This is a genomic window from Longivirga aurantiaca (assembly GCF_042660085.1).
In the GTDB taxonomy this organism is placed as follows: domain Bacteria; phylum Actinomycetota; class Actinomycetes; order S36-B12; family CAIYMF01; genus Longivirga; species Longivirga aurantiaca.
Map to the genome: position 1 here is coordinate 2056662 of NZ_JBHSTI010000008.1, position 12151 is coordinate 2068812.

At 73.3% G+C, this 12151-nt stretch carries 13 protein-coding genes; 10 read left to right on the plus strand and 3 right to left on the minus strand.

Annotation, left to right across the window (positions count from 1 at the left end; translation table 11 throughout):
• The first annotated feature begins 26 nt into the window (after positions 1-26).
• From ACFQGU_RS13805 to ACFQGU_RS13830, 6 genes are all read left to right on the plus strand, one after another.
• Positions 27-1448, plus strand: a complete 1422-nt coding sequence (locus tag ACFQGU_RS13805; protein ID WP_386767610.1) for a ferredoxin reductase family protein — start codon at positions 27-29, stop codon at positions 1446-1448.
• On the plus strand, positions 1445-1948 hold the full coding sequence (locus tag ACFQGU_RS13810) for an FMN-binding protein (RefSeq protein WP_386767612.1): 504 nt from the start codon (positions 1445-1447) through the stop codon (positions 1946-1948). Before ACFQGU_RS13805 ends, ACFQGU_RS13810 begins: the two co-directional genes overlap by 4 nt.
• Positions 1945-2751, plus strand: coding sequence for an FAD:protein FMN transferase (locus ACFQGU_RS13815; protein ID WP_386767613.1), 807 nt, complete (start codon positions 1945-1947; stop codon positions 2749-2751). Before ACFQGU_RS13810 ends, ACFQGU_RS13815 begins: the two co-directional genes overlap by 4 nt.
• A gap of 2 nt (positions 2752-2753) precedes the next feature.
• Positions 2754-3515, plus strand: coding sequence for a response regulator transcription factor (locus ACFQGU_RS13820; RefSeq protein WP_386767615.1), 762 nt, complete (start codon positions 2754-2756; stop codon positions 3513-3515).
• A 110-nt stretch (positions 3516-3625) separates the two neighbouring features.
• Positions 3626-5116 (plus strand): sensor histidine kinase, encoded by a 1491-nt coding sequence (locus tag ACFQGU_RS13825; protein ID WP_386767617.1) that lies wholly within the window; start codon positions 3626-3628, stop codon positions 5114-5116.
• A gap of 220 nt (positions 5117-5336) precedes the next feature.
• Positions 5337-5768 carry a hypothetical protein gene (locus ACFQGU_RS13830; protein WP_386767619.1) on the plus strand — a complete coding sequence of 144 codons (432 nt, stop codon included), beginning with the start codon at positions 5337-5339 and terminating at the stop codon, positions 5766-5768.
• 52 nt (positions 5769-5820) lie between these two features.
• Here the strand turns inward: ACFQGU_RS13830 and ACFQGU_RS13835 are convergent, their stop codons facing one another.
• Positions 5821-6468 carry a fasciclin domain-containing protein gene (locus ACFQGU_RS13835; RefSeq protein ID WP_386767621.1) on the minus strand — a complete coding sequence of 216 codons (648 nt, stop codon included), beginning with the start codon at positions 6466-6468 and terminating at the stop codon, positions 5821-5823.
• 161 nt (positions 6469-6629) lie between these two features.
• Here ACFQGU_RS13835 and ACFQGU_RS13840 point away from each other — a divergent pair, with 161 nt between their 5' ends.
• A complete protein-coding gene (locus ACFQGU_RS13840) occupies positions 6630-7148 on the plus strand; it encodes a DinB family protein (RefSeq protein WP_386767623.1) in 519 nt (172 codons plus the stop codon).
• Between the two features lie 21 nt (positions 7149-7169).
• On the plus strand, positions 7170-8141 hold the full coding sequence (locus ACFQGU_RS13845) for an enoyl-CoA hydratase/isomerase family protein (protein WP_386767624.1): 972 nt from the start codon (positions 7170-7172) through the stop codon (positions 8139-8141).
• A 5-nt stretch (positions 8142-8146) separates the two neighbouring features.
• Here ACFQGU_RS13845 and ACFQGU_RS13850 read toward each other — a convergent pair whose 3' ends face one another.
• Both ACFQGU_RS13850 and ACFQGU_RS13855 read right to left on the minus strand, forming a co-directional pair.
• Complete coding sequence (locus ACFQGU_RS13850; protein ID WP_386767626.1) at positions 8147-9676, minus strand: GMC family oxidoreductase N-terminal domain-containing protein; 1530 nt, start codon at positions 9674-9676, stop codon at positions 8147-8149.
• A gap of 4 nt (positions 9677-9680) precedes the next feature.
• Positions 9681-10127, minus strand: coding sequence for a PPOX class F420-dependent oxidoreductase (locus ACFQGU_RS13855; RefSeq protein WP_386767628.1), 447 nt, complete (start codon positions 10125-10127; stop codon positions 9681-9683).
• 105 nt (positions 10128-10232) lie between these two features.
• Here ACFQGU_RS13855 and ACFQGU_RS13860 point away from each other — a divergent pair, with 105 nt between their 5' ends.
• Positions 10233-11348, plus strand: coding sequence for a lysylphosphatidylglycerol synthase transmembrane domain-containing protein (locus ACFQGU_RS13860; RefSeq protein ID WP_386767630.1), 1116 nt, complete (start codon positions 10233-10235; stop codon positions 11346-11348).
• A 21-nt stretch (positions 11349-11369) separates the two neighbouring features.
• Positions 11370-12098 (plus strand): Pr6Pr family membrane protein, encoded by a 729-nt coding sequence (locus ACFQGU_RS13865; RefSeq protein WP_386767632.1) that lies wholly within the window; start codon positions 11370-11372, stop codon positions 12096-12098.
• Positions 12099-12151 lie beyond the last annotated feature (53 nt).

Here is a 12151-nt window from a genome sequence, read left to right on the forward strand (position 1 = left end):
CAGGATCGGGCACGAGAGTTCCTGTCATGAGCAGCGCCACGGTCTCCCGCCCGAAGGCCCCGGCACCCCAGCCCGGGGCGCGCCGGACCCGCCGCACCCGCCGCGCCGGCGACGTCTTCGTCGCCCTCGCGGGCGTCGGCCTCGGGCTCGTGGTCGGCATCCAGGTCGCGACCAGCACCGGCGTGGGCGGCCCCGGCGGCCTGCTCATCGAGCTCTCCCGCTGGGCCGGCCTCGTCGGCACCTACCTCGCCCTGCTCGTCATCTTCCTCGTCGCCCGCGTGCCCGTCGTCGAGCGGGCCGTGGGCCTCGACCGGATGATCTCCTGGCACCGCAAGCTGGGGCCGCTGTCGCTGGTGCTGATCGCCGCTCACGTCGTGCTCGTCACCGCGGGCTACGGCGCCTCCGCCGCGACGTCGTACCTCGGGCAGACCTGGATCTTCCTGTCGGAGTACCCGTGGGTGCTCCCGGCCCTCGCCGGCTTCGTGCTCATGCTCGTCGCCGGCATCACCTCGTGGCGCGTGGCGCGTCGTCGGATGAAGTACGAGACCTGGTGGGTCACCCATCTGTACTTCTACCTCGCGATCGCGCTCGCCTACCTGCACCAGATCACCCTCGGCCAGCCGTTCGCCACGCACACCTGGGCGCGGTGGGCCTGGATCGCCCTCTACCTGGTCACGTTCGTGCCGCTCGTGGTCTTCCGCGTCGCGCTGCCCGTCTGGAGCTCGCTGCGGCACAACCTGAAGGTGCACGCGGTCGTCCGCGAGAGCGCCGACACGATCAGCGTCTGGGTGAGCGGCCGCAACCTCGCGGCGCTGGACGTGAAGGGCGGCCAGTTCTTCGGCTGGCGCTTCCTCACCCGCGACCGCTGGTGGCAGTCGCACCCCTACTCGATCTCGATCGGTCCCGACGCCCGCTACCTGCGCATCACGGTGAAGGACCTCGGCGACCACAGCCGTGGCCTCGCGACCGTGAAGCCCGGCACCCGTGTGGTGGCGGAGGGCCCGTACGGACTGTTCACCGCCGACGAGCGCCGTACAGACCGCGTGCTGCTCATCGCCGGCGGCGTGGGCATCGCACCGGTCCGGTCGATCCTCGACGACCTGCCCCCGCACGTGCCGGTCGACATCCTGTTCCGCGCCCGCCGTCCCGAGGGCCTCGTCCTGCGCGACGAGCTCGAGTCGATCGCGCGGTCGCGCCCCGGCGTCCGGCTGCGCTACCTCGTCGGCAGCCGCCGCGAGTACCCCGTCAACGCCCGCACGCTGCTGCACCTCGTCCCCGACGTCCGCAGCCGTGACATCTACACCTGCGGCCCCGACGCGCTCGTCGAGTCGGTGCGCCACGCCGCCGAGGTGCTGACGATGCCGTCCGACCAGGTCCACGACGACTCGTTCTCGTTCCACTCCCCCGACCACTACTCGTTCACCACCGCGAAGGAGTCCGTGCGATGAAGCGCGCGATGCTCGTCGGCGGAGGCACCCTCGCAGGTGTCGCGGCCGTCCTCGCCCTCAACCCCGACGCCACCGGCACCGCGACGGCGTCCTCGGCCCACTCCTCGGTCTCGGCGGGCACGACGTCCGGCTCCACCGGCACCGGCACCTCGGGCTCGTCGTCGTCGCGCTCGTCGTCCTCGGGCTCGTCGTCGTCGGGTTCCACGACGGCCGCCGACGGCACCTACACCGGCGACGTCGTCGACGTCGGGCAGGGCTACGGCAACGTGCAGGTCGAGATCACCGTCGCCGGCGGCCGCATCGTCGACGTGACGGCGCTCGAGACGCCGCAGAACGACCGGCGCAGCTCCCAGATCAGCAGCGTCGCGATCCCCTACCTCGTCGACCAGGCCCTCACCGCCCAGAGCGCGGACGTGGCCGGCGTGAGCGGCGCGACGTACACCTCCGGGGGCTTCGCGTCGTCGTTGAAGTCGGCCCTCGTCGCGGCAGGCCTCGCATGACCACGGCACTGATCCCCGGCACGGTGCGCACGCGCCTCGAGCACGTGTGGAGCACGGTCGTCACGCTCGACGTCCGCGACGAGCACGCGACCGACACCGGCGTCGACGCGGCGTGGCGGTCCGTCGTCGCCGAGCTGCACCGGATCGACCGTGTGTTCTCGACCTTCCGCGACGACAGCGTCATCTCGCGGCTGCGCCGCGGCGGCAAGCAGGTCGTGGCCGACGACGTCGCCGAGGTGATCGACCGCTGCCTCGAGGCCCGCCGTCTCACCGACGGCGCCTTCGACCCGTGGGCCGCACCCGGCGGCTTCGACCCGAGCGGCCTCGTCAAGGGCTGGGCCGCCGACCGCTGCGCCGACATCGTGCGCCAGCACGGCTTCCCCTCGTTCACCCTCGATGCCGCAGGCGACCTCGCCTGCCGCGGCAGCATCCCCGGCTCGACCGAGCACCTCGGGTGGCCGATCGGGATCACGCATCCGGACGACCCGCTGGCCGTCGCGGCCGTGGTCGACGTGCGCGACTCCGCGATCGCGACCTCGGGCGTGAGCCAGCGCGGCGAGCACGTGCTCGACCCGCGCACCGGCGAGGCCGCACGCGGCGCCCGGCAGGCGACCGTGGTCGGCACCGACGCCGCCCTCGCCGATGCGCTCGCCACCGCGCTGCTCGTCGAGGGCCGGGATGGCGCGCGCTGGTTCTCCGCACTGCCAGGATGGTCCGCGTACGTCGTCGACGGCGGCACCACGACCGCGTGGGGACCTGCCTTCACGACGTCCATCCCCAGCCCGGGGGGCGAGGAGCGATGACGATGACCGGCACGATCCGCAGCGACGACGCCGACCTGCCGCAGAGCTATCTGCGCGCGGCCGACGGCGTGCCGCCCGTGCGCGTGCTCGTGGTGGACGACGAGCCCGATCTCGCCGACCTCGTCTCGACCGCGCTGCGCTTCGACGGCTGCCGCACCGCGACCGCGGGCGACGCCGACGAGGCGATGCGCGTGGCGCGCGACCTGCGCCCGGACATCGCCGTCCTCGACATGATGCTTCCCGGTGACGACGGCGTGACCCTGCTGGGCCGCCTGCGCGCAGAGCACCCCGATCTGCCCGCGGTGTTCCTGACCGCACGCGGCGACACCCGCGACCGCATCGCCGGCCTCCGCGCCGGCGCCGACGACTACATCGCCAAGCCGTTCAGCCTCGAGGAGCTCCTCGCACGGCTGCAGGCCGTGCTCCGACGCACCGGCCGGCTCGACGAGCGCGGCGCGGTCCTCACCGTCGCCGACCTCACCCTGGACGAGCTGACCCGCGAGGTCCGTCGGGCAGGCGAGCTGGTCGACCTGACGCCGACCGAGTTCGACCTGCTGCGCTTCCTCATGCAGAACGCGCGCACCGTCGTCAGCAAGTCGCAGATCCTCGACCGCGTGTGGCACTACGACTTCGCCGGTCGCAGCAACATCGTCGAGCAGTACGTCGGCTACCTGCGCAAGAAGGTCGACTCCGACCGCGAGCCGCTGATCCACACCGTGCGCGGCGTCGGCTACGTCCTGCGCGCACCACGGGCGGGCGACTGACCATGTCCCCCACGCCCGACGTCGACCTGCCCGGCACCGAGGTGCCAGCCGCTCAGGCGGAGCCGGCGTCCGCCGTGCCCACACGGGCACGGCCGACCCGATGGGCATCCATGACGCTGTCACGGCGCCTCGTGATCGGCCTCGTGGCGGTGACCGCGGTGACGCTCGTGGTCGTGGCGGCTGCGACCTTCCTCGCCCTGCGGTCGTGGACCGTGCAGCAGCTCGACAACGCGCTCATGCAGCCCAAGCTCGCCGCCACGGTCGACGGCGACCGCGACGGACGCGGAGGGAACGCACGAGACCTCATCCGCGCATGGGACATCAACGGCGCCACCGTCGTGCTCCTCGCCGGGGGCACCGCCACCCCGCTGCAGGGTGGGATCCCCGGCGGCGCGCAGCCCGAGCCGTGGTCGGCGGCCGACGCCGCCGTGCTCGCCACCGTGCCCACCGACCTCGGCGCCACTCCCGTCACCGTCGACCTCGAGGCGCTCGGCGACAGCCGGGCCGTCGCGGTCCCGGGCACCATCAACGGCACAGCCGTCACCTTCGTGGCCGTCACGCCGCTGTCGCGGGCGCAGGGCGTGGCCAACCGCCTCCTGCTCGTCGAGGTCATCGCCGTGACGTTCGCCGTCCTCCTCGTCGCCTTCGCCGGCACGTGGTTCGTGCGCCGCGAGCTGCGGCCGCTGCGTCGCGTGGCCGAGACGGCGAGCGAGGTCGCCTCCCTCCCCCTCGGCCGCGGCGACGTCGTGATCCCGGGGCGTGTCGAGGACGCCACGTCCACGACCGAGGTCGGCCAGGTCGGCCTGGCGGTCAACGCGATGCTCGACCACGTCGAGACCTCGCTGCGCACGCGCGCCGAGACCGAGGACCGTCTGCGCCGCTTCGTCTCCGATGCCGGTCACGAGCTGCGCACGCCGCTCGCGTCGGTCCGCGGGTACGCCGAGCTCATGCGCCGCGGCGCGGCCACCGACCCCGAGGCGGCGGCCCAGGCCGCGGCGCGCATCGAGGCCGCCGCGTCCCGCATGGGCCTGCTCGTCGAGGACCTGCTGCTGCTCGCGTCGCTGGACGAGGAGCGCCCGCTCTCGCAGGACCGCCTCGAGCTCGGGCCGCTCGTGGCCGACGCCGTCGCCGAGGTCAGCGCCACCGCGCTCGACCACGTGTGGGCCGCCGACGTCCCCGAGGAGCTCGTGCCGGTCGCGGTCATCGGGGACGCCTCTCGCCTGCACCAGGCCGTCGCGAACCTGCTCGCCAACGCCCGCGCACACACACCGGCCGGCACGCACGTGACCGCGGTGGTCGGCCGCGACAGCGCGACCGCCTGGGTCGAGGTCCGCGACGACGGCCCCGGCTTCCCGGAGGACCTCATCCCGCGGGCCACCGAGCGGTTCGCGCGCGGCGACTACAGCCGCTCACGCGCCACCGGCGGAAGCGGACTCGGCCTCGCGATCGTCAAGGCCGTCGCGGAGGCCCACGGCGGCACGCTCACGGTCGGCAACGCGGCCGAGGGCTCAGGGGCCGTCGTACGGCTCACCCTGCCGCTGGCGCCGGGCGGCACCATCGAGGTCGTGCCGCCGCTCACCGACACCCCCGCCACCGTCTGACCCGTCCTGCGAAGGGTTCGCAGCGGCGGTCTCGGAGTGCGGACCGGGGTGGCACGGGTGGCCGCGACCTCCGTACCCTCGGCGCGTGATCTCCTCGGCGACCTCCACCGCGCACGCGCTGCGCGGCGTCGCCTGTTGTCGCTGTCTCGGCTGACGCCGCCCGGCCTCGGGTACGGCGTCCCCTCGACGCCCTGACCGCCCGACACCGGAAGACACGACCATGACCACGCTGCAGCACCACATCCTCGACCACCTCCGCGGCACCGACGACGCCCGCACCGTCGTCCGGGTGGTCGCCGACCACCGCGACCTCTGGGCCGCCCACGTCCGCTTCGACCCGGCGGCGCCGCACCACGCGACCGTCTGGGCCGACGACCGCTGGGAGGTGAGCGTCGGCGCCTGGCTGCCCGGCCAGCGCAGCGGGAGCCACCACCACGTCGGACGCCCGGGCGCGCTGCTGGTGCTGCAGGGCGCCCTGCGCGAGACCACCTGGCACGTGGCCACCGACGGGCCGGCCCCCGGACGTCGGACCGCCGTCGCCCGCGTGCACAGCACCGGTGGTCTGCGCACCCACGGCACCGTGCACGTGCACGACGTCGCCGCAGAGGGCTCGGACCCCGTCGTCGCGCTGCAGGTCCACGCGCGCCCCTGACACGCGACGACGCCCCCGGCCGAGGGCCGGGGGCGTCGTGGTGCGGGCGCGGTCAGTGCGCCAGCGGCGGGAGGTCGATCGGACGCAGCACGCGGTCGATGCCGTGCGCGACCTGCTTGTTGAACTTGTTGATGTCGACCTGCGACAGGATCACGCGGGCGTTGCGCGAGTTCTTGTCCTTGTCCCAGAGCGAGATCTCGGGGCCGGCGTACACCGCGACGGCGAGCGTGCCGCCCTGCGCGGTCTTCAGCACGGCGCCGTTGGCCTTCACCGCGGCCGACGAGTAGATCGTGGCGCCGGGGACGACGTGGTACAGCAGCACGGCCTCGACGGTGGGGATGCCCAGCTTCGCGACCGCGTTGAAGATCTGCTTCTCCGAGATCGGCGCGATACCGGTGAGGTCCTTCACCAGCAGACGGAACGCCTGGTCGTTCGGGATGAACGCGGTGAGGGCGACCGTGCCGTCGGTGAGGACCTTGACCTTGCTGTTCGGCTTCGCCGCGAGCACCGCGAGGACCGCCTGGGTGACGATGTCGTAGTCCTTGGCGTTGGAGTCGAACGTGCCGCCACCGTTGGCGGTGAGCACCGCGGCGAGCGAGCGCTGGCCCTGGGCCTGCGCCGCGGGGGCGGTGAGCGCGATGCCGGAGACGCCGAGGGCGGCGGCCGCGGCAACAGCCGCGACGCGGGTACGGAGCTTCATGTCTCTCCCGGATGTGAGGTCCGGCGATCCGGACGACTGCCCCTACTTCCGCCCGCGGCCCCCGCCTGGATGCAGCCCCGGCGAGGAATCTTGCGACGGGTGTCGGAGGGGGCGGCCAGGATGGCCGGAGCACCGCCCTCCCCGCACTGTCAGGAGCAGCCATGAGCTGGACCGCGCCGCAGATCGAGCGCACCGAGCCGCCGTACGTCTGCGACGAGCGCACCGCGCTCGAAGCCTGGTTGCGGTTCCACCGCGAGACGCTGCTCTGGAAGTGCCAGGGCCTCAGCCACGAGCAGCTCTCGACGCGCGCCGTGCCGCCGTCGGGCATGTCCCTGCTCGGCCTCGTCCGGCACATGACCGACGTCGAACGGTGGTGGTTCCGCACCCACCTGCGCGGCGAGCAGGTCGAAGGGCCGTTCGGTCCGACGGCCAACCCCAGCGGCGACTTCGACGACCTCGACTCGATGCCGGCCGAGGAGGTGTGGCAGGCGTACCAGGCCGAGTGCGCCGCAGCCGACGCTGCCACGGCCGGCCTGTCGCTCGACACGACCTTCACGCACCGGCGCCACGGCGCCATCGACCTGCGCTGGCTCTACGTCCACATGATCGAGGAGTACGCCCGGCACAACGGGCACGCCGACCTCCTGCGCGAACTCGTGGACGGCGCCACGGGCGACTGACGGGCAGGGCAGGATCGGGTCGTGACCCCCCACGACGCAGAGCCGATCTGGACCGACCTCGCCACGCTGCGCTGCACGCTGGCGCCCGACCCCGTGCCCACGGACGGTGGCGGCAGCACCCGGATCCTGGTGGTCCGCCTCGACAACCCGGCGGGCGACCTCGTCGACACCGCGGTCTTCGCCGAGCTCGACGTGCTCGGACGCCGCCTCGCCACGTCCACGGCCATCGGCGGTGTCGTCATCACCGGTCGGGAGCCCGGGATCTTCGCGCCGCACTTCCGGCTCGGCGAGATCGCCGAGGGGGCCGAGGCGCTGGGCCGCCCGGTGCCGTACGGCCTCGCGCGCCTGGCGTTCACCGGCGTCGCGGCGCTCAGCCGCAGCCGGCGCGTGCGCGACGCCCTCCTGGCCTCGCCCGCCGCCGGGATCGCCGAGCTCGCCCGCACGCACGCGGCGCTCGACCGGCTCGGCACCCTCCCCCAGGTGGTCGTCGCGGCCATCGACGGCGACGCGCTCGCCGGCGGCTGCGAGCTCGCCCTCGCCTGCGACCTGCGCGTGATGGCCCGAGGCGAGGGCCGCATCGGTCTCGTCGAGATCACCGCCGCGATCCCCCCGGGGGCCGGCGGCACCCAGCGCCTCGCCCGCGCTGTCGGCCACGCGCAGGCCCGCTCGATGATGCTGCGCGCAACCACCTACGACGCGGACGAGGCCAGGGCCGCGGGCCTGGTCGACGAGGTGACGGCGCCGGACGACGTCCTTGCCACCGCGATCGCCGTGGCGACCGAGGTCGCCCGGCGCAGCCCGGATGCCGTCGCCGCGGTGAAGCGGTCGCTCGCGGGCGGCCGGGCGTGGCGGTCCGGCGTCGCGGACGAGGCCGCATCCTTCGTGAGCACGGCGTCGCGCACCCGCGCCATCGCGAGGCTCAAGGACTTCGCCGCGCTGTCCGACCAGCGGGGCACGCGCACCCCGTGGCGCAACCGCACCTGGATCTCCTGACCCTGTCAGCGCAGGGACATCGCGCGTTCGGCCAGAGCTGTGATCGTCAGCGACGGGTTCACGCCGATGTTGGCGGGCACGGCGCTGCCGTCGAGCACGCGCAGGTCCTCGTGCACGTCGCCGTCGGCCGTCGCGAACACGCGGTGGTGCGGGTCGATCACGCCGTCGGCAGGCGAGCTCGCGATCACGGCGCCCCCGAGGATGTGCGCCGTCGCCCCGATGCCCAGCACCGGATCGAGCAGCGTGCCGTACGCCGTTCCCCCGCTCGCGGCGGCCACCGCGCGGGCCGACGCGTTCGCCTGCGGGAGGTACGTCGGGATCGGTGCCGCGCCGGGCGCCAGCCGGGACCTCAGCCCCCAGCCGAGCGGGCCGCGGCGGAGCTCGAGCGCGATCTCGTTGTCGTCGTGCTGCATCACGGTCAGCACCGTGACGCGCCGGTTCCAGTCGCGGGCACGGAGGTTGGCCGTCGCGGCGCGCGGGTCCCGGATCATCGCGGTCAGGATCCCGCGCGCGCGGGCGCCGCGGCTCTCGGCGTCGACGAGCGGCGCGAGGTACCAGCGCATGAAGCCGTACGACGCCGGGAAGCGGTTGTTCGTGACGTGCGTCGAGGCGTCGGGGTGGAAGTCGCTGCTGATCGTCGCGCCGTCGGTGCTGACGTCCGTGGAGCCGTCGGGCTGCAGCACCGCCGTGAACGCCTCGGAGTTGGTGCGCACGTGCCGCCCGAGCGCCGGCGAAGCCCACGGCAGCGAGAGCCACCGGTCGCGCGAGGCGAGCAGCAGCTCGGTCGTGCCGAGCACCCCCGCGGCCAGCACCACCTCGCGCGCGTCGAGCGTGCGCACCGGCGAGCGACGGTCGAGCGGGTCCACCACGTCGAGCCGCCAGCCCCCGCCCCGCAGGCGCTCGAGACGGCGCACCCTCGACCTCGGTGTGACGGTCGCGCCGAGCGCCTCCGCCTGCGCGAGATAGGTGCGGTCCACGCTGTTCTTCGCGCCGTGCACGCACCCGGTGAGGCACGCCCCGCACCGGACGCAGTCGGCGAACGAGATGCCCTGCGGAGTCGGCGCGTACGTCGACCCCGCGCCGAGCGAGTTCGCGGCGGTGGACAACCAGCGGTCCTGGGCGCCGACGTACGGATTGGTCTCGACGCCGAGCATCGACGCCGCGGTCGCGTAGTGCCGGTCGAGCTCGGAGGCCCAGTCGAGGCCGGTGGCGGTCCAGCCCGCGGCCTCCCAGGCGTGCGGCGTGGGACGCAGCAGGACCGCGGCGTACACGACCGACCCGCCGCCCACCCCCACGCCGTGCACCACGACGACGTGCCGCAGGAGCGTCTGGCGGAAGTACCCCGAGAGCCCTGCCTCGGGCGCCCAGAGCAGCGCGCGCGTGCTGCGCGCACCCGCCTCGAGGTCGTCGCGGGTGAGCCTGCGGCCCTGCTCGAGCACCGCCACCGAGCGACCCGCCTGGGCATGGCGCAGCGCCGCGACGCCACCGCCGAAGCCGGACCCGACCACGGCGACGTCCACGTCGAAGCTGCTCACACCGTCATCCTGGCGGCACGTCCACCACGGGCGGGTCGATGTGCACGAGATCGACCTCGGGCGTCAACTGCACCACGACCCATACGCGCTTCTTGCCGACGAGACGCAAGGGCCACCGGGCCGGCCACATGAGCGAGAAGTGCCGTCCGTACTTCGCGCGGTGCGCGCGCACGCCGTCCCTGAACTCGCTGCGGTCGAGCACCTCCGCCCGGCCGGCGACGTACGACGCATCGGGCAGCAGCCGGCCGTAGCCGTCGCAGGCGGCGACAGCCACGAGCGGCTCGCGGCGGGCCCGCGCCACCTTGTACGAGTCGCCGAACGTCGAGACGAACAGCCGCGAGCCGTCTCCGCTCACCCACACGGGCGTGTGCGCCGGCGACCCGTCCGCACGGAAGGTCACGAGGTCGACGAACCGCTCGTCGCCGAGCGTGCGCGCGAGATCGTCGGCCATGGCACGACTGTGCCATGGCCGCCCGGGATTCCGATGAAACCGTGACGCCGCGGCAGAACCGCGAGCCGAGACGCCGACTGGCGTGCACTCCCCTACGCTCACCGCATGAGCGACGACGCGACCATCCCCGCCGCCGACGATGCAGCCGTGCAGGCCGCCGGCCCGCGGCCCGCGCTCGACAAGAAGAAGTCGATCATCTTCGGCCTCATCGGCCTCGCGGTCCTCGTGATCATCTTCGTCAAGGTGATCCCGCAGATCGGCAGCTACTCCGACGCGGTCGAGTCCCTGAAGCGCATGAACGTGAGCGACATCGTCCTCATCGCGCTCATGGTGCTCATCTACCTCGCGTTCTACCCGCTGCCGTTCATGGCCGCGACCCCCGGCCTGCCCTACGGCCGCGCCTTCCAGATCAACCAGGGCGCGTTCGCGATCAGCAACGGCATCCCCGCCGGAGGCGCCTTCGGGCTCGGCGTGCAGTACGCGATGCTCGCGTCCTGGCGGGTGCCGCCCACGGTCGCGACGGCGGCGATCGGAGCGGTCGGCGTGTGGAGCGTCTTCGTCACGCTCGGCCTGCCCGTGTTCGGCGTGTTCGCCCTGTGGGCCTCCGGACTCGTCGACGTGAGCTCGTACGTGAAGTACGCACTGATCGGGCTCGGCGTCCTCACCGCGATGATCGTCGTCTTCGCGCTCATCATGCGCAGCGAGGCGCTCGCCGTGAAGATCGGCGAGCTCGGCAACAAGCTGGTCAACCCGGTCCTCACGAGGTTCAAGCGCGACGCCATCGACCTCGTCGGCTCGGTGCTCAGCTTCCGCAACGACACGGTGGACCTCGTCAAGAAGCGCTGGCACGTGATCACGGGCGCGCAGCTCGGCGTCTCGATCACCCAGGGCCTGATCCTGCTGGCCGCGCTCTGGGGCGTGCAGGGCGACGGCAACCACACGCCCGCCCTCGCCGTGCTCGGGGCCTACGCCGTGGCCCAGATCGGCATCATGATCCCGCTGACGCCCGGCGGTCTCGGCACGGTCGACGCCCTGATGCTCGGCATCCTGACCGCCGCCGGCGTCAGCACCGGCGACGCCACCGCCGCCACTCTCGTGTGGCGGGCGGCAAGCTTCGTGCCCCAGATCATCGTCGGGATCCTCAGCCTCGTGGTCTGGAGCCGCACGGCCGCCAAGGCGCTCGCCGCAGCCACGGACAGCACGGAGTCGCAGCCGGCCTGACCCGGGGCTACGGTCCTCCGCATGACCTCGGCGACGACTGACCGGACCGCACCTCCCCGCACCGCCCGCGCTCAGCGGTGGTTCCTCGCCAACGCCGCCACGGCGTGGGTCGGCCTCGCGATCCAGCTGACCATCAGCGCCACCGGCATGTACCCGAGCACGGCGACGAAGGCGAGCCAGTACGGCTACGGCAACGCCCCCGGCATCGAGGGGCTCGTCGGCCGGCTCGTGGACCTCTTCTCGTACTTCACCATCTGGAGCAACATCACGGTCGCCGTGGTGATGACGCTGCTGGCCCTCGACGCCCGACGCGACTCCCCGGTCCTGCGCGCGGTCCGGCTCTCGGGCCTGCTGATGATCTCGATCACCGGGCTCGTGTACGGCGTGATCCTCTCGGGCGTCTCCACCCTGCGCGGGTGGGAGGTGCTCGCGAACCTCTTCATCCACCAGCTCGTGCCGCTGCTCACCCTGGTGGTGTTCGTCGTCGCCGGACCGCGCGGCTGGATCGACCTTCGCGTGCTGCTCGGCTCGTTCGTGCTCCCTATCGTGTGGCTGGTCTACGTGCTCGTCCGCGGAGCCGTGATCGGGGCCTACCCCTACTTCTTCATGGACGTCGTCACGCTCGGGTACGGCACGGTGCTCCTCAACCTCGGAGGCGTGCTGCTCCTCGGGCTCGTCATCGCCCTCGTGCTCTGGGCCCTCGACCGCTGGCTCGCCCGACGCGCGGGCACCGGATCACCGACCAGGTAGCCCTGGACCCGGTCGACCGCAAGCGCGCCGAGCCGCTCGAAGACCAGCGAGGT